Origin of the sequence: Cupriavidus malaysiensis, assembly GCF_001854325.1 — a bacterium.
GTDB lineage: Bacteria > Pseudomonadota > Gammaproteobacteria > Burkholderiales > Burkholderiaceae > Cupriavidus > Cupriavidus malaysiensis.
This window is the reverse complement of the sequence record NZ_CP017754.1, coordinates 474,754-491,395: the sequence shown is the minus strand read 5'-3', so window position 1 is coordinate 491,395 and position 16,642 is coordinate 474,754. Positions and strand designations below refer to the sequence as shown.

Here is a 16,642-nt window from a genome sequence, read left to right as displayed (position 1 = left end):
AGCGCGCTTCCCCGCCCGCTTCCCCGGCGGCGCGCCCCGCGCGCCGCCCCGCCTTATCGATGCCAGGCATGATCTCTTTCGACTTCACCCCCGTCTTCGCGCAGTGGCCGATGCTGCTGCGCGGCCTGCTGCAGACCGTGCTGCTGACCGCGCTGTCGGCGCTGCTGGGCACGCTCGCCGGCATCGGCTGCGCCTGGCTGCGCCTGCATGGCACCGGCTGGGCGCGCTTCCTGGCCGGCGCCTACGTCGAGCTGATCCGCAACACGCCCTACATCATCCAGCTCTTCTTCATCTTCTTCGGCCTGCCTTCGCTGGGCGTGCGGCTGTCGCCGGAAGTGGCCTGCGTGCTGTCGATGACGCTGAACCTGGGTGCCTATGCCTGCGAGATCGTGCGCGCCGGGCTGGACGCCACGCCGCGCGGCCAGATCGAGGCCGCGCAGAGCCTGGCGCTGAACCGCTGGCAGATCTTCACGCGGGTGGTGCTGCCGCCCTCGCTGGCGCGCGTGTGGCCGGCGCTGGTAGGCCAGATCATCATCGTGATGCTCGGCTCTTCCGTGTGCAGCCAGATCTCGGCCGAGGAACTGTCGTACGCCGCCAACCTGATCGCCAGCCGCACCTTCCGCAATTTCGAGTCCTACATCGTCGCCACGCTCGCCTACCTGGCGCTGGCCGCGGCGCTGCGCCAGCTGCTGAACTGGATCGGGCCGCGCTTCGTTTTCCGCCGCTGAAGGAGTGCCGGCATGATCGAATTCTCTCTCTGGGACATCCTGCGCAACCTGCTGCTGGCGCTGCGCTGGACCGTCGGGCTGTCGCTGATCGCCTTCGTCGGTGGCGGCGTGCTGGGGCTGGCGCTGCTGGTGGCGCGCATCGCCCGGCTGCCCGGCGCAGAACGCGGCGTGGCCCTCTATGTGCAGCTGTTCCAGGGCATCCCGCTGCTGATGCAGCTCTTCCTCGCCTACTTCGGCCTGGCGCTGGTCGGCGTCGACGCCTCGCCGCTGTTCTCGGCCGCGCTGTGCCTGTCGCTCTATACCGGCGCCTACCTGACCGACATCTGGCGCGGCTGCGTCAACGCGGTGCCGAAGGGGCAGTGGGAGGCATCGGCCAGCCTGGCCATGAGCCTGGGCGAGCAGCTGCGCCACGTCATCCTGCCGCAGGCGGCGCGCCTGGCGGTGGCGCCCACCGTGGGCTTCCTGGTGCAGGTGATCAAGGGCACCGCGCTGGCCTCGGTGATCGGCTTCGTCGAGGTGACCAAGGCCGGCCAGATCATCTCGAACGCCACCTTCCAGCCCTTCCTCGCCTACGGCTGCGTGGCGCTGCTGTACTTCGCGCTGTGCTTCCCGCTGTCGCTGTGGAGCCGCCAGCTCGAACGGCGGCTGCGGCCGCAGCGCTAGGCGGCGCCCCCTTCCTCCCACGCTCCCCTCGCCCCCATCTTCAACCGCGCATCCGCAGACAGGTTTCCCCATGCAAGACGCTATCTCCAGCCCGGCCGCTTCCGCCACGCACCCCGCCCCCTCGCAGCAGGGCGATGTCCCCGCCGCCGCGCCCTTCGCCCTGGTCGACATCCAGGGCCTGCGCAAGCGCTACGGCGACAACGAAGTGCTCAAGGGCATCGACCTGCGCATCGGCCGGCGCGAGGTGGTCACCATCATCGGCCGCAGCGGCTCGGGCAAGAGCACGCTGCTGCGCTGCGTGAACGGGCTCGAGGCCTTCCAGCAGGGCGGGCTGGCCGTCGACGGCCAGCCGCTGCGGCACGACGATGCCAAGGCGATGCGCGCGCTGCGCCAGAACGTCGGCATGATCTTCCAGAACTTCAACCTGTTCCCCCACCTCAGCGCCGGCCGCAACGTGATGCTGGCGCCCGCGCTGGTCAAGGACATGCCGAAGGCCGAGGCCGAGCGGCGCGCCCGCGCGCTGCTGGCGCGCGTGGGCCTGGGCGACAAGTTCGACAGCTACCCCGACCAGCTCTCCGGCGGCCAGCAGCAGCGCGTGGCCATCGCCCGCGCGCTGGCGATGGACCCGGCCGTGCTGCTGTGCGACGAGATCACCTCCGCGCTCGACCCGGAACTGGTGGGCGAGGTGCTCGGCGTGGTCGAGAGCCTCGCCGCCGACGGCATGACGCTGATCATGGTCACGCACGAGATGAACTTCGCGCGCAAGGTCAGCGATCGCGTGGTCTTCATGCACCAGGGCAAGGTGCACGAGGTGGACACGCCCGAGCGCATCTTCGGCAGCCCGCAGACGCCGGAGCTGAAGCAGTTCCTGTCGATGATCTGAGCGCCGGCGGGAAGCCTCCCGCCCGCCCCGTCCACCGCCGGCGCAGCCCCCTCCGCTGCGCGGCGCCGTAGCCGCGCCGCAGCCCCTCCCGGCGCCCCCCTTCGCTGCCCCTTCGCTGCCCCTTCGCTGCTCCCTTCGCCGCCCCCCCGGCGGTCCCCCTTCACCTCCCGCCAGCCCCCTGCGGACCGCCCCATGACGGAACCTGGAGCTGGTGCATCGCACCATCGCAAGGCAGCGCCGCCCGGCACGCCACCCCGCCGGCCGTGCCGGGCGGCGTCGGCCTGCTGGCGCGAATCTTCATGCAAATCAAAGGATTAAGGGAAATCTCCAACGGGCCGGCGGCCACCCCGGCAACGCTTGGCCCGAACCTTGCTGCATTGCTTCGCGACGCTGTCGACAGTTGACGATTCGGCTCAGAGCGTCTTGAATCATCCTGTCGACAGTTGACCATCGACGTAAAACCGAGCCAGAAGACCTGCCGCCAAGGCACCACCAAGGCACCAGAAAGGAATCGAGACATGGGCATCCAACTCGCCACCGCCACCCCGCGCTCCCCCCGCTCCGACGCCGAGCAGCAGGTCCGCGCCGACCTCGCCGCCGCCTACCGGCTGGTCGCGCACTACGGCATGGACGACAGCATCTACACGCATATCTCCGCGCGCGTGCCCGGCACGCACGACCGCTTCCTGATCAACCCCTTCGGCACCCTGTTCCGCGACATCACCGCCTCCTCGCTGGTGTGCATCGACCTCGACGGCAACATCGTCGACGGCGCGCCCGGGCAGGACGTCAACCCGGCCGGCTTCACCATCCACAGCGCGGTGCACGCGGCACGCCCCGACGCCCTGTGCGTGCTGCACACCCACACGGTGGCCGGCGTGGCGGTGTCCTCGCTGGCCTGCGGCCTGCAGCCGTGCAACCAGTGGGCGCTGCAGTTCCACGACCGCGTGGTCTACCACGACTTCGAAGGCATCGCGCTGGACCACGACGAGCGCGAGCGCCTGGTGGCCGACCTCGGCCCCTCCGCGCGCGCCATGATCCTGCGCAACCACGGCCTGCTGACGCTGGGCCGCAGCGTCGCCGAGGCCTTCATCCTGATGCACAACCTGGAGCGCGCCTGCCGCGTGCAGCTCGCCGTCCAGTCCAGCGGCGAAGCGGTCTACGCGGTGCCGGAAGCGATCCGCGAGAAGACCGCGCGGCAGTACGAGAGCGGCGACAGCAACCGCCTGGCCGGCAGCGCCGACCCGTACGCGCGCGAATGGCGCGCGCTGCTGCAACGCCTGGAGCCGGCCGCCCCGGTGCCCTACCACGCTTGATCACGCTTGATCACGCTTGATCACGCCTGACCCCGCGCGGCGCCCGCCAGCATCCGGGCGCGCCGCGGCGCTTGTTCCGCATCGTCCCCATCCTCAGCCCCCTAGGAGAGTCACGCCATGAACCGCCGCCAACTGCTCAAGCTGGGCGCCGCCACCAGCGGCCTGTCGATCGCAGGCATTCCCCTCCACGTCCTGGCCGCCGGCAAGAAAGGCGGCATCATCAACGCGCTGGTGCAGCCGGAGCCTTCCGGGCTGATGATCGGCATCACGCAGAACGGCCCCACCCAGCTCATCTCCGGCAACATCTACGAGGGCCTGCTGCGCTACGACGACAAGCTCGAGCCGCTGCCGGCGCTGGCCACCTCCTGGACCGTGGGCGGCAACGGCACGGTCTACACCTTCAAGCTCAAGCCCAACGTCACCTGGCACGACGGCAAGCCCTTCACCGCCGCCGACGTGGTGTTCTCCGCCGACGTGTTCCTGCGCAAGACCCATGCGCGCCTGCGCGCCAACCTGGCGGCGGTGGAGAGCATCCGCGCGCTCGACCCGCTCACCGTCGAGTTCAAGCTGAAGTACCCCTTCAGCCCCTTCCTCGGCATCTTCGAAGTGGGCTCGATGCCGATGGTGCCCAAGCACCTCTACGAGGGCACCGATTTCCTCAACAACCCGGCCAACGCCAGGCCGATCGGCACCGGCCCGTTCAAGTTCAAGGAGTGGGTGCGCGGCTCCTACATCCAGCTGGTGCGCAATGAGCAGTACCACCAGGCCGACGTGCCGCTGGTCGACAGCGTCTACTTCCACGTGATCCCCGACGCCGCCGCGCGCGCCGCCGCCTTCGAGTCGGGCAAGGTCGACGTGGTGCCGGGCGGCGCGGTCGAGTACTTCGACGTGGCGCGGCTGGCCAAGCTGCCGGGCGTGCAGGTCAGCACCAAGGGCTGGGAATTCTTCGCGCCGCACTCGTGGCTGTGGGTCAACCACCGCAAGGCGCCGATGGACAACATCAAGTTCCGCCAGGCGCTGGCCTTCGCCATCGACCGCGACGCCATCGCGCGCGTGGCCTGGCAGGGCTTCGCCAAGACCGCCACCGGCCCCTTCAACAGCCACATCAAGTTCTACAGCACCGACGTGGCCAAGTACCCGCGCGACCTCGCGCGCGCCAAGCAGCTGCTGGCCGAGTCCGGCTACAAGGGCGAGACCCTGCGCCTGCTGCCGCTGCCCTACGGCGAGACCTGGCAGCGCTCGGCCGAGATGGTGCGGCAGAACCTGCAGCAGGCCGGCATCAAGATCGAGATGACGCCCACCGACGTGGCCGGCTGGGGCGAGCGCCTCAACAAGTGGGACTACGACCTCGCCTTCACCTACGTCTACCAGTACGGCGATCCGGCGCTGGGCGTGGCGCGCAACTACACCTCGGACAACATCGCCCAGGGCTCGCCCTTCAACAACGTGGAGGGCTACCGCAACGCCAAGGTCGACGAGCTGTTCCATGCCGGCGCGCGCGAGATGGACCCCGCCAGGCGCGGCGCCATCTACCAGCAGGTGCAGAAGATCCTGCTCGACGAGATGCCGGTGGTGTGGATGCACGAGCTCAACTTCCCCACCCTGTACCGCAGCCGCGTCAACAACCTGATCAGCTCCGGCATCGGCCTCAACGACAGCCTGGGCCGGGCCTGGCTGGCCTGAGGCCGGCACCGTACGCGGGAGCGACGCCATGCAACGCACGCAACGCCTCGTGGGCCGCCTGATCCAGGGCGTGCTCGCCATCCTCATCATCGCCACCGTCAACTTCCTGCTGATCCGTGCCGCGCCAGGCGACCCGGTCTCGGTGATGGCCGGCGAATCGGGCGCCTCCGACGCCCAGTTCGTGGCCCAGCTGCGCACGCAGTTCGGCCTCGACCAGCCGCTGCCGCAGCAGCTCGGCAAGTACCTGGTGCACGTGGCGCAGCTCGACCTGGGCTTCTCCTACCGGCAGCAGCGGCCGGTGCTGGACCTGATCGTCGAGCGCCTGCCCGCCACCCTGCTGCTGACCGGCACCGCCTTCGCGCTGTCGCTGCTGTTCGGCGTGGTGCTGGGCGCGCTGGCCAGCCGTCGCGCCGGCACCTGGGTCGACAGCGCCATCACGGTGCTGTCGCTGCTGTTCTACGCCACGCCGCTGTACTGGCTGGCGATGATGGCGGTGCTGCTGTGCTCGGTGCGCTTCGACTGGCTGCCGGGCTTCGGCTACGCCACCGTCGGCGCCGACCTGCACGGCGTGGCGCGCGCGCTCGACATCGGCCAGCACCTGGTGCTGCCGGCGCTGACGCTGGCGCTGTTCTACATGGCGGTCTACGCCCGCATGACGCGCGCCTCGATGCTGGAGGTGGCGCAGATGGACTTCGTCAAGACGGCGCGTGCCAAGGGCCTGCATCCGGGCCGCATCCAGCGCGCCCACATCCTGCGCAACGCGCTGCTGCCGGTGGTCACGCTGGCCGGCATCCAGGCCGGCGGCATGATCGGCGGCGCGGTGCTGACCGAGACCGTGTTCGCCTGGCCCGGCATCGGCCGCCTGATGTTCGATGCGCTGCTGCAGCGCGACTACAACCTGCTGCTGGGCTGCTTCCTGGTGACCGCCGCCATGGCCGTGGCCTTCAACTTCGTCACCGACTTCGTCTACACCCTGGTCGACCCGAGGATTGAACTGAAATGAACCACACATTCTGGCGGCGCTTCTGCCGCAACAAGGCCGCGCTGCTGGGCCTCGCCGTGCTGGCGGCGGTGGCCGTGCTGGCGCTGTTCGGTCCCTGGCTGGCCGGCAACGATCCGTGGGAGATGGCGCAGCAGCCCTTCCTGCATCCGCTGCAGCAGCCGGGCTTCGCGCTCGGCACCGACACCATGGGGCGCGACATCCTGTCCGGCGTGATCCACGGCGCGCGCATCTCGCTGCTGATCGGGCTGGTCTCCACCGTGGTCTCGCTGGCCATCGGCGTCACGCTGGGGGCGCTGTCGGGCTACTTCGGCGGCTGGGTCGATGCCGCGCTGATGCGCTTCACCGAGCTGTTCCAGGCCGTGCCCAGCTTCGCGCTGGCGCTGGTGCTGGTGGCCATCTTCGAGCCCTCCATCGCCTCCATCGTGACGGCCATCGCGGTGGTCTCCTGGCCGCCGGTGGCGCGCCTGGTGCGCAGCGAGTTCCTGACCCTGCGCCAGCGCGACTTCGTCGCCGCCGCGCGCCTGGCCGGCGAATCGACGCCGCGCATCATCCTCACGCAGATCCTGCCCAACGCCACTTCGCCCATCGTGGTGATGGCCTCGCTGATGGTGGCGACCGCCATCCTGCTGGAATCCAGCCTGAGCTTCATGGGCCTGGGCGATCCCAACCACATGAGCTGGGGCTATATGGTCGGCCAGGCGCGCACGGTGCTGCGCCAGGCCTGGTGGATGGCAGTGTTCCCCGGCACCGCCATCGTGCTGACGGTGCTGGCGCTGAACATGGTCGGCGAAGGACTCAACGACGCGCTCAACACGCGCCTGGGCGGGAGAGGACGATGAACGCACCCGTGCTCGATATCCAGGGCCTGAGCATCCGCCTGCCCGCCGGCGGCGACCGCGCGCTGGCGGTGCGCGAGGCCTCGCTGACGCTGCAGGCCGGCCAGACCCTGTGCGTGGTGGGCGAATCCGGCTCCGGCAAGTCGATGATCGCCAACGCGGTGATGGGCCTGCTGCCGCGCCCGCACGTGGAACCGGTGGCCGGGCGCATCCTGTTCGAAGGCCAGGACCTGCTGGCGCTGCCCGAGCCCGCGCTGCGCGCGCTGCGCGGCCAGCGCCTCGGCATGGTGTTCCAGGAGCCGATGACCGCCCTCAACCCTGTCATGCGCATCGGCGACCAGATCGCCGAGGTGTTCGACGCGCACCAGCGCCTGCCCGCCGCCGAGAAGCGCCGGCGCATCCTCGCCGCGCTCGCCGACGTCGGCCTGCCCGATCCGGCGGCGCTCTGCGACAGCTATCCCTTCCGCCTGTCGGGCGGCCAGCGCCAGCGCGTGATGATCGCCAGCGCGATGGTGCTGGAGCCGCGCCTGCTGATCGCCGACGAGCCGACCACCGCGCTCGACGTCACCACCCAGGCGCAGATCCTCAAGCTGGTGCGCGAGCTGCAGCAGCGGCGCGGCACCGCGGTGCTGTTCATCACCCACGACTTCGGCGTGGTCTCCGAGATCGCCGACGAGGTGGTGGTGATGCAGACCGGCAGCATCGTCGAGCGCGGCCCCGCCGCGCGCGTGCTGCGCGCCCCGCAGCACGAGTACACGCGCCGCCTGATCGCCGCCATCCCCGGCGGCGAGGCACGCGCGCCGGCGCCGCGCGCCGACGACGCCAACCGCGTGCTGCAGGTGCAGGACCTGTGCAAGACCTACCGCTCCGGCGGCGGGTTGCTGCAGCGCGGCCGCGAGGTGCAGGCCGCGCGCGACATCAGCTTCGAGCTGTGGCGCGGCCAGACCCTCGGCCTGGTCGGCGAATCGGGCTCGGGCAAGTCCACCGTGGGCCGCTGCATCGCCGGGCTGGCCCCCTTCAACGGCGGACGCGTGGTGGTCAACGGCCGCACCCTGGCGGCCGGCGGCAGCGTGCCGCGGCATGCCGCCGGGCAGATCCAGATGGTGTTCCAGGATCCCTACGCCTCGCTCAATCCGCGCCATCGCATCGGCGCCGCCATCGCCGCCGGCCCGATCGCCCAGGGCGTGCCGCGCGAGCAGGCACTCGCGCGCGCGGTCGAACTGCTGGGCCTGGTCGGCCTCGGCCCCGAGGCCGCCGAACGCTATCCGCACGAATTCTCCGGCGGGCAGCGCCAGCGCATCGGCATCGCGCGCGCGCTGGCCATGCGCCCGGCGCTGCTGATCGCCGACGAGCCGGTGTCCGCGCTCGACGTCTCGGTGCAGGCGCAGGTGCTGGAACTGTTCGCCCAGGTGCGCGAGCAGTTCCAGCTCGCCATGGTCTTCATCACCCACGACCTGCGCGTGGCGGCGCAGATGTGCGACCACATCGCGGTCATGCAGCGCGGCGAGATGGTCGAGTATGGCGAGACCGCGCGCGTGCTGGGCGATCCGCAGCATGCCTATACGCGCCGCCTGATCGAGGCCATCCCGCGCCTGGCGCGCCCGGCGCCCGAGCCGCCGCCGTCCGGGCGGGCGGACGGCGCGCCGTACCGCGAGAGGGCCGCGGCATGAACGGCGCCATCGCATCCCCGCTGGCCTCCGCGAACCTCGCCGCCGCGCCCGAGGCGCCCGAGGCGCCCGACGCGCCGCGCGACGCCGCGCCGCCGGTCATCGCCCTGCTCAGCAGCGTGCTCGACATGCGCTACCTGGCGCCCGCCTTCGAAGCGGCCTGCCCCGGCACCGAACTGCGCTACGCCGACGCGCTCGGCGCGCCCGAGCGCATCGACGCGGCGGTGTGCTGGTATCCGCCGCCGGGCCTGCTGGCCACGCTGCCGCGCCTGCGCCTGGTGCAGTCCCTGGCCGCCGGCATCGACCACCTGCCCGCCGGGGAGGCGCGGCGCGCGCCGCTGCTGTGCCGCATCGTCGACCCCACCATGGCCGGCGGCATGGCCGCCTATGTGGCCTGGGCGGTGATCCACCGCCAGCGCGCCATGGACGCCTACCTCGCCAGCGCCGCCGCCGGCCGCTGGCAGGAAGAGCCCATCGTGCCGCCGGCGCGCCATCGCGTCGGCATCGCCGGCCTCGGCACGCTCGGCGAAGCCTGCGCGCGCGCGCTGCTGGCGCTGGGCTATGCGGTGCGCGGCTGGAGCCGCACGCCGCGGCCGGCAGCGCCGGCGCAGGTCGAGTGCTTCCACGGCGCCGCCGGCCTGGACGCCTTCCTGTCCGGCTGCGACACCCTGGTGTGCCTGCTGCCGCTGACCGAGCAGACGCGCGGCTTCCTCTGCGCCGAGGTGTTCGCACGGCTGCCGCGCGGCGCGCACGTGGTCAATGTCGGGCGCGGCGCCCACCTGGACGAGGACGCCCTGCTGGCCGCGCTCGCCACGGGCCAGCTCGGCGCCGCCACGCTGGACGCCTTCGTGCAGGAACCGCTGCCGGCCGGCCATCCGTTCTGGCATCACCCGCGCATCGTCGTCACGCCGCACGTGGCCACGCGCACCGATGCCGCCGTCATCGCGCGCCAGACGCTGGACAACCTCGCGCTGGCGCGCCGCGGCCTGCGCCCGCCGGCCGCGGTCGACCCGGCGCAAGGCTATTGATGGCGGCCTGCGACGACTGAGTCCTGACGAGTAACGCCTGACGACCACCGATCACGATCCGCGATGCCAACCACAAGGAGACCCGCCAGCATGGACACCGCCCCCGACCGACTTGCCGACCGGCATGCCAGCCTCGCCGCCGGCGACATCGCCGCCCACCTGCATCCCTTCACCAACCTGGCGGCGCATCCCGAGGTGGGCCCGCTGGTGATCACGCGCGGCGACGGCATCTTCGTCGAAGACGACCAGGGCCGGCGCTACCTGGAGGGCATGTCCGGGCTGTGGTGCAGCGCGCTCGGCTTCAGCCACGCGCGCGTGATCGAGGCCGGCGTGCGCGCGCTGCGCACGCTGCCCTACTACCACACCTTCAACCACCGCTCGAACCCCGCCGCCATCGAACTGGCGCAGGCGCTGCTGGCGCTGGCGCCGGTGCCGATGTCCAAGGTGTTCTTCGCCAACTCCGGCTCGGAGGCCAACGACAGCGCCGTCAAGCTGGTCTGGTACTACCACAACGCGAGCGGCCGCCCGGCCAAGAAGAAGATCATCGCGCGCCGGCGCGCCTACCACGGCGTGACGGTGGCGGCCGCCAGCCTGAGCGGCCTGCCCGCCAACCACCAGGACTTCGACCTGCCGATCGCGCGCATCCTGCACGTGGGCTGCCCGCACCACTACCGGGAGGCGCTGCCCGGCGAGAGCGAGGAAGCCTTCGCCACGCGCCTGGCCGAGGAGCTGGAGGCGCGCATCCTCGCCGAAGGCCCCGACACCGTCGGCGCCTTCATCGCCGAGCCGGTGATGGGCGCGGGCGGCGTGATCGTGCCGCCCGCCACCTACTTCGACAGGATCCAGGCCGTGCTGCGCCGTCACGACGTGCTGCTGATCGCCGACGAGGTGATCTGCGGCTTCGGCCGCACCGGCGCCATGTTCGGCTCGACCACCTTCGGCCTGCGCCCCGACATCCTCACCTGCGCCAAGGCACTGTCCTCCGGCTACCAGCCGATCTCGGCGGTGATGGTCAGCGCGCGCGTGCACGAAGCCATCGCCGCCAACAGCGGGCGCCTCGGCACCTTCGGCCACGGCTTCACCTATTCGGGCCATCCGGTGGCCACCGCGGTGGCGCTGGAGACGCTGCGCGTCTATGCCGACGAGAACATCCTGGCGCACGTGGCCGAGGTGGCGCCGCGCTTCCAGCAGGGCCTGCGCGCGCTGGCGCAGCGGCCCTGGGTGGGCGAGGTGCGCGGCATCGGCCTGATCGGCGCGGTGGAGCTGGTGGCGGACCGCGCCAGCGGACGGCCCTTCCCGCCGGCCGCCAAGGTCGGCGCGCGCCTGGCCCGGCTCGCGCAGGAAGAGGGCCTGATCGTGCGCGCCATGGGCGACGCCATCGCCTTCTGCCCGCCGCTGATCATCACTGCCGCGCAGATCGACGACATGCTGGCGCGCTTCGGGCGCGCGCTGGACCGGCTCGAGGCCACCCTCGCCGGGGAGGCAGCGGCCAGCGGAGCCACGGCGTGAAGCCGGACGCGAGCCTGCACGGCGGCGCGGTCCCGCTGGCGGCGGGCGCTGTGGCGGGCGCTGTGGCGGGCGCTGTGGCAGGTGCCGTGGCAGGTGCCGCCGCGCCAGCGCCCGCGCTGACGGCGGCGCAGGCCGCGGCGCGGCGCCGCCGGGGCATCGCGCTGTTCTTCTGCGCGCTGCTGGCCTTCGCCAGCTACGACGCCTTCTGCAAATGGATGCTGCGCACGCACGCCGCCACCCTGATGAACCTGACGCGCTACCTGGCCGTCAGCGCCATCGCCCTGGCCTGGCTGCTGCGCAGCGGCATGCCGCCGCTGCGCGCGATTCCCTGCAAGGGGCTGCTGCTGGCGCGCGGCACCGCGCTGGCCATCGTCGCCACCTGCTTCATGGCGGCGCTGCTGTGGATGCCGCTGGCCGAGGCCACCGCGATCTACTTCACCGCGCCGCTGATCATGGTGGCGCTGTCGCCCTGGCTGCTCGGCGAGCGCGTGCGGCCGGCGCAGTGGGTGGCGGTGCTGGCCGGCTTCGTCGGCATGCTGCTGATCGTGCGCCCCGGCAGCGACCTGCCGGCGCTGGGCACGCTGCTGATGGCGGTGTCGGCGGTCTGCTACGCCGTCTTCCAGCTGCTCACGCGGCGCCTGGCCGCGCAGGTGGAGGCGCCGGTGCTGTACGCTTCCACCGCGCTGGCCTGCCTGGTGCTGACCGGCGTGCCGGCGCTGGCGCTGCTGCCCGAGCCGCTGCCGCCCTGGCCCGAGCTGGCGCTGATGTTCGCCGGCGGCCTGTGCAGCGGCGCGGCACAATTGCTGCTGCTGGCGGCCTTCCGCCGCGTCGCGGCCGCCACGCTGGCGCCGCTGAACTACTTTCAACTGCTGCTCGCGGTGCTCCTCAGCAGCTTCGTCTTCCAGCGCCCGCCCGATGCCATCGCGCTCGCGGGCATCGCCCTGATCATGCTATCCGGCGGCTTCCTGGCTTGGCGCAGCACGCTGGCACCGCGCCGAGAGGATTGACGATGTCTACCGCAACGCTTGACGACCTGCCCGCCTTCTCCTCGATCGAGGTGTCCGACCTGGTGGCCGCCGTCGAGGCCCAGCTCACCCAGGCCATCGTGGAGGGCCGCCTGCCGCCCGGCAGCCGCATCGTCGAGGCCGAGATCGCGCGCCGCATGAACGTCAGCCGCGCGCCGGTGCGCGAGGCCGCGCGCCGGCTGGAGCGCCAGGGCGTGCTGGTGGCGCGCCCGCGCCACGGCTTCGCGGTGCGCACCATCACCACGCGCGAGATCGACGACCTGTTCCAGCTGCGCCTGAACCTGGAGCTGATGGCGGTGTCGCTGGCCTGCCGCCAGGCCTCCGACGCCGGCCTGGCGCGCCTGATGCAGATGGTCGACGAGATGGTGCGCGACGCCGACTCGCTGCCCCAGTCCGAGCGCGTGGCGCGCGACCTGGGCTTCCACACCTACCTGTGCGAGCTGTCCGGCAACGCCTACCTGCACCGCGTGTTCGTCAACATGCAGACCGAGATCCGCATGGTGGTGGCGCTGATCGACCGCGTCTACGCCGATCCGCGCGTGGTGGCCGAGACCCACCGCCCGATCGCGCGCGCGGTCGGGCAGCGCGACGAGCAGGCCGCGGCCGCCGCCCTGCGCTTCCATATCGAGGATGCACACACCCATTTGCGCGCTGTGTTCATGCAGAAGCAGGGCACGGCACCGATCCCCCCCAAGGAGCCCGCCCCATGAAAGTCGTCTACAGCGACCAGCATCTCGACCACGATCCGCGCCAGTTCCTGGTGCGCGGCCGCTTTAAGCGCAGCAACGAACAGCCCGAGCGCGCGCAGCGGCTGCTCGCCGCGGTGAAGGCCGGCGGCCACGCCGTGGTGGCGCCGGCGGCCTACGGCGCCGCACCGCGCGCCGCGGTGCACACGCCCGAGTACCTGCGCTTCCTGGAAACGGCGTACGCGCGCTGGCAGGAACTGGGCGATGCCTCCGAAGAGGTGCTGCCCAACATCCACCCCTTCCCCGGCCAGCCCTTCACCTACCCCGACAGCATCGTCGGCCAGGCCGGCTACCACATGGGCGACGCGGCCTGCTCGATCGGGCCCGCCACCTGGCGCGCGGCCACCGCCTCGGCCGAGGTCGCCACCCATGCCGCGCAACTGGTCGCCGACGGCGAGCGCGCCGTCTACGCGCTGTGCCGCCCGCCCGGCCACCACGCTTACGTCGACCGCGCCAACGGCTTCTGCTACCTGAACAACGTCGCCATCGCCGCGCAGCACCTGCGCCAGTGGCACGCCCGCGTGGCCATCCTCGACATCGACATGCACCACGGCAACGGCACCCAGGGCATCTTCTACCGCCGCGCCGACGTGCTGACCATCTCGCTGCACGGCGATCCGCGCCTGTTCACGCCCTTCTTCACCGGACACGCCCACGAGAAGGGCGAGGGCGACGGCCTGGGCTACAACCTCAACCTGCCGCTGGCGCGCGGCACCGGCGACGAGGCCTACCTGGCCGCGCTGCGCGGCGCCTGCGACACGCTGCGCGCCTTCGCGCCGGGCGCGCTGGTGGTGGCGCTCGGGCTCGACGCCCACGAACGCGACCCCTACCAGGCCCTGGCGGTGACCACGCCGGGCTTCGCCCGCATCACGGCGGAGATCGCCCGGCTCGGCCTGCCCACGGTGCTGGTGCAGGAAGGCGGCTACCTGTCCGACGATCTCGGCCCCAACCTGTCGAGCGCGCTGCGCGGCTTCGAGGGGGCGGCATGAGTGCGCGGGCAGAGGTGGCAGAGGCGGCGGGACCGGCGGCGCGGCCACCTGGCGCGGCAGGCATGGCAAGCACGGCGGCCGGTACCGCGGTGCTGAGCGACACCGTGCGCAAGGTGCCGCTCGAATGGGCGCAGACGCTGGCCGCCTGGCACTACGGGCTGACCGGACGCCTGAGCGTGCTGAGCGGCGAGCGCGACAGCAACTTCCTGCTCGAGGCCGATGCCGGCCACGGCGGCACGCGCGCGCGCCGCTTCATGCTGAAGATCTCGCACCCGGCGGAGTCCGCGCTGGTGGCCGACTTCCAGACCCAGGCGCTGCTGCATGTCGCCGCCACCGACCCGCTGCTGCCGGTGCAGCGCATCGAGCCCACCGTCGACGGGCGCGCCTCGCTGCAGGCCACCGCGCCCGACGGCACCGCGCGCGTGGTGCGGCTGTTCAGCTACCTGGACGGCGAGCCGCTGCCCAAGGCCGCACGCAGCCCCGCCCAGGCGCGCGCGCTGGCGCGCACGCTGGCGCGGCTGGACCTGGCGCTGCGCGAGCTGCGCCACCCCGCCGGCGAACTCGCGCTGCCGTGGGACATCCAGCGCGCCGACGAAGTGCGCGCGCTGCTCGAACACGTGGCGGATCCGCAGCGGCGCGCCATGGCGCTGCGCGTGCTCGACCGCTTCAGCATGCGCGTCAAGCCGCTGCTGCCGACACTGCGGCGCCAGCCCATCCACAACGACCTCAACCTGTACAACGTGCTGGTGGACCCCGCCGACCACGCGCGCATCGCCGGCATCCTCGATTTCGGCGACATGGTGCACGCGCCCCTGGTCAACGACCTGGCGGTGGCGGCGGCCTACCAGGTCGACCCCGCGGGCGACACGCTGGGCGCGCTGGCCGATTTCGTCGGCGCCTACCACGAGGTGCTGCCGCTCGCCGCCGACGAGGTCGCGGTGCTGTTCGACCTGCTGCAGGCGCGCCTGGTGATGGTGGTGGCCATCAGCGGCTGGCGCGCCGCGCGCGAGCCGGCCAACGCGGCCTACCTGATGCGCAACAACGCCATCTCCTGGCAGCGGCTGGAGGCCTGCACGGCGATCGCCCCGGGCCAGGCGGCCAGCGTGCTGGCGCGCCGCTGCGAGCTGGCATGAGCGGCGCCCCAGCGGCGCCGGTCCGGATACAGCGGACGCAACCGTCCGGTGAAACGAAGCGAGCCACGGAAACCATGCAAGCCATGCCAACTCTCCACGCAAGCGCAGCAAGCCAAGCCAACGAAGCCAGCGAAGCCAGCGAAGCCGACGAAGCCAACGAAGCGGCCGGGACGCAGGCCATGCTGGCGCGCCGCGCGCGCCTGCTCGGCCCCGCCTACCGGCTGTTCTACCAGGAGCCGCTGCACCTGGTGCGCGGCGAAGGCGTGTGGCTGGTCGACGCGCACGGGCGGCGCTATCTCGACGCCTACAACAACGTCGCCGCGGTCGGCCACTGCCATCCGCACGTGGTCGCAGCCATCGCGCGCCAGGCCGCCACGCTCAACACGCACACGCGCTACCTGCACGACGGCATCCTCGACTACGCCGAGCGCCTGCTCGGCACCATGCCGGCCGCGCTCGGCCACCTGATGCTGACCTGCACCGGCAGCGAAGCCAACGACCTGGCGCTGCGCATCGCCGCCGCCCACACCGGCGGCAACGGCCTGGTCATCACCCGCTTCGCCTATCACGGCGTCACCGCCGCGCTGGCCGAGGCCTCGCCCTCGCTGGGCACGCAGGTGCGGCTGGGCAGCCATGTGCGCACCGTGCCCGCGCCCGATCCGCGCCTGCCGCCGGAGCAGGTCGGCCCGGCCTTCGCGCGCCGCGTGCGCGCCGCCATCGCCGAGCTGCAGGCGAGCGGCCTGCGTCCCGCCGCCCTGCTGGTCGACACGGTCTTCTCCAGCGACGGCATCCTGACCGACCCGCCCGGCTTCCTGGCCGAAGCCGTCGACGCCATGCGCGCGGCCGGCGGCCTCTTCATCGCCGACGAGGTGCAGCCCGGCCTGGGCCGTACCGGCGAAGCGATGTGGGGCTTCCTGCGCCACGGCGTGGTGCCCGACCTGGTGACCATGGGCAAGCCGATGGGCAACGGCCACCCGCTCGCCGGCGTGGCGGTGCGGCCCGAAGTGATGGCCGCCTTCGGCAGCCAGTGCCGCTACTTCAACACCTTCGGCGGCAACCCGGTGGCGGTGGCGGCCGGCATGGCGGTGCTGGATGTGATCGAAGGAGAAGGACTGATGGCCAACGCCCTGCGCGTCGGCGCCTACTTGCGCGCACGGCTGGACGACCTGGCGCGCCTGCACCCGGCCATCGGCGACGTGCGCGGAGCGGGCCTGTTCACCGGCGTCGAACTGCTCGGCACCGATGCCGCGCGCGCGCCGGATGGCGCGGCCGCCGCGCGCGTGGTCAATGCCATGCGCCGGCGCGGCGTGCTGGTCAGCAGCGCCGGCGAGCACGGCAACGTGCTGAAGATCCGGCCGCCGCTGGTGTTCGGCGAAGCGCACGCCGACCTGCTGGTGGAAGCGCTGGCGGCCGCGCTGGAGGCTTGAAAGGCA

The 16,642-nt window shown here is 72.1% G+C and carries 15 protein-coding genes; all 15 read left to right on the top strand.

Going from position 1 to position 16,642, the window contains the following annotated elements:
• The first annotated feature begins 68 nt into the window (after positions 1-68).
• The 15 genes from BKK80_RS01995 (at position 69) to BKK80_RS01925 (ending at position 16,636) form a co-directional block, all read left to right on the top strand.
• Positions 69-728, top strand: coding sequence for an amino acid ABC transporter permease (locus tag BKK80_RS01995; protein WP_071010639.1), 660 nt, complete (start codon positions 69-71; stop codon positions 726-728).
• Between the two features lie 12 nt (positions 729-740).
• Positions 741-1,391 carry an amino acid ABC transporter permease gene (locus tag BKK80_RS01990; protein WP_071010638.1) on the top strand — a complete coding sequence of 217 codons (651 nt, stop codon included), beginning with the start codon at positions 741-743 and terminating at the stop codon, positions 1,389-1,391.
• A 70-nt stretch (positions 1,392-1,461) separates the two neighbouring features.
• Positions 1,462-2,274, top strand: a complete 813-nt coding sequence (locus tag BKK80_RS01985; protein ID WP_083383901.1) for an amino acid ABC transporter ATP-binding protein — start codon at positions 1,462-1,464, stop codon at positions 2,272-2,274.
• 518 nt (positions 2,275-2,792) lie between these two features.
• A complete protein-coding gene (locus tag BKK80_RS01980; RefSeq protein ID WP_071010637.1) occupies positions 2,793-3,590 on the top strand; it encodes a class II aldolase/adducin family protein in 798 nt (265 codons plus the stop codon).
• Positions 3,591-3,707: 117 nt separating this feature from the next.
• Complete coding sequence (locus BKK80_RS01975) at positions 3,708-5,273, top strand: ABC transporter substrate-binding protein (RefSeq protein ID WP_071010636.1); 1,566 nt, start codon at positions 3,708-3,710, stop codon at positions 5,271-5,273.
• A 28-nt stretch (positions 5,274-5,301) separates the two neighbouring features.
• Entirely contained in the window at positions 5,302-6,276 is a 975-nt protein-coding gene (locus BKK80_RS01970; protein ID WP_071010635.1) for an ABC transporter permease, read from the top strand.
• Positions 6,273-7,115 (top strand): ABC transporter permease, encoded by an 843-nt coding sequence (locus tag BKK80_RS01965; RefSeq protein ID WP_071010634.1) that lies wholly within the window; start codon positions 6,273-6,275, stop codon positions 7,113-7,115. Before BKK80_RS01970 ends, BKK80_RS01965 begins: the two co-directional genes overlap by 4 nt.
• The gene (locus tag BKK80_RS01960; RefSeq protein ID WP_071068540.1) at positions 7,112-8,782 is read left to right on the top strand and encodes a dipeptide ABC transporter ATP-binding protein; all 1,671 of its coding nucleotides are present in this window, start codon (positions 7,112-7,114) and stop codon (positions 8,780-8,782) included. Before BKK80_RS01965 ends, BKK80_RS01960 begins: the two co-directional genes overlap by 4 nt.
• Positions 8,779-9,807 (top strand): 2-hydroxyacid dehydrogenase, encoded by a 1,029-nt coding sequence (locus BKK80_RS01955; protein ID WP_084545461.1) that lies wholly within the window; start codon positions 8,779-8,781, stop codon positions 9,805-9,807. The genes BKK80_RS01960 and BKK80_RS01955 overlap by 4 nt, the downstream gene beginning before the upstream one ends.
• Before the next feature lie 90 nt (positions 9,808-9,897).
• A complete protein-coding gene (locus BKK80_RS01950) occupies positions 9,898-11,316 on the top strand; it encodes an aspartate aminotransferase family protein (protein ID WP_071068539.1) in 1,419 nt (472 codons plus the stop codon).
• Between the two features lie 74 nt (positions 11,317-11,390).
• Positions 11,391-12,323 carry a DMT family transporter gene (locus BKK80_RS01945; protein ID WP_084545622.1) on the top strand — a complete coding sequence of 311 codons (933 nt, stop codon included), beginning with the start codon at positions 11,391-11,393 and terminating at the stop codon, positions 12,321-12,323.
• A gap of 2 nt (positions 12,324-12,325) precedes the next feature.
• A complete protein-coding gene (locus tag BKK80_RS01940; RefSeq protein WP_071010631.1) occupies positions 12,326-13,051 on the top strand; it encodes a GntR family transcriptional regulator in 726 nt (241 codons plus the stop codon).
• On the top strand, positions 13,048-14,076 hold the full coding sequence (locus BKK80_RS01935) for a histone deacetylase family protein (protein ID WP_071068538.1): 1,029 nt from the start codon (positions 13,048-13,050) through the stop codon (positions 14,074-14,076). Before BKK80_RS01940 ends, BKK80_RS01935 begins: the two co-directional genes overlap by 4 nt.
• 62 nt (positions 14,077-14,138) lie before the next feature.
• Positions 14,139-15,209, top strand: a complete 1,071-nt coding sequence (locus tag BKK80_RS01930; RefSeq protein WP_071068537.1) for a phosphotransferase — start codon at positions 14,139-14,141, stop codon at positions 15,207-15,209.
• A 179-nt stretch (positions 15,210-15,388) separates the two neighbouring features.
• A complete protein-coding gene (locus tag BKK80_RS01925; RefSeq protein ID WP_071070629.1) occupies positions 15,389-16,636 on the top strand; it encodes an aspartate aminotransferase family protein in 1,248 nt (415 codons plus the stop codon).
• Positions 16,637-16,642 lie beyond the last annotated feature (6 nt).

Bases quoted from the DNA above. Each gene is read 5' to 3' on its own strand.
- BKK80_RS01990 (WP_071010638.1), top strand. From the start codon at position 741: ATGATCGAATTCTCTCTCTGGGACATCCTGCGCAACCTGCTGCTGGCG.
- BKK80_RS01950 (WP_071068539.1), top strand. From the start codon at position 9,898: ATGGACACCGCCCCCGACCGACTTGCCGACCGGCATGCCAGCCTCGCC.
- BKK80_RS01970 (WP_071010635.1), top strand. From the start codon at position 5,302: ATGCAACGCACGCAACGCCTCGTGGGCCGCCTGATCCAGGGCGTGCTC.
- BKK80_RS01995 (WP_071010639.1), top strand. From the start codon at position 69: ATGATCTCTTTCGACTTCACCCCCGTCTTCGCGCAGTGGCCGATGCTG.
- BKK80_RS01930 (WP_071068537.1), top strand. From the start codon at position 14,139: ATGGCAAGCACGGCGGCCGGTACCGCGGTGCTGAGCGACACCGTGCGC.
- BKK80_RS01940 (WP_071010631.1), top strand. From the start codon at position 12,326: ATGTCTACCGCAACGCTTGACGACCTGCCCGCCTTCTCCTCGATCGAG.
- BKK80_RS01985 (WP_083383901.1), top strand. From the start codon at position 1,462: ATGCAAGACGCTATCTCCAGCCCGGCCGCTTCCGCCACGCACCCCGCC.
- BKK80_RS01980 (WP_071010637.1), top strand. From the start codon at position 2,793: ATGGGCATCCAACTCGCCACCGCCACCCCGCGCTCCCCCCGCTCCGAC.
- BKK80_RS01960 (WP_071068540.1), top strand. From the start codon at position 7,112: ATGAACGCACCCGTGCTCGATATCCAGGGCCTGAGCATCCGCCTGCCC.
- BKK80_RS01935 (WP_071068538.1), top strand. From the start codon at position 13,048: ATGAAAGTCGTCTACAGCGACCAGCATCTCGACCACGATCCGCGCCAG.
- BKK80_RS01965 (WP_071010634.1), top strand. From the start codon at position 6,273: ATGAACCACACATTCTGGCGGCGCTTCTGCCGCAACAAGGCCGCGCTG.
- BKK80_RS01955 (WP_084545461.1), top strand. From the start codon at position 8,779: ATGAACGGCGCCATCGCATCCCCGCTGGCCTCCGCGAACCTCGCCGCC.
- BKK80_RS01975 (WP_071010636.1), top strand. From the start codon at position 3,708: ATGAACCGCCGCCAACTGCTCAAGCTGGGCGCCGCCACCAGCGGCCTG.
- BKK80_RS01925 (WP_071070629.1), top strand. From the start codon at position 15,389: ATGCTGGCGCGCCGCGCGCGCCTGCTCGGCCCCGCCTACCGGCTGTTC.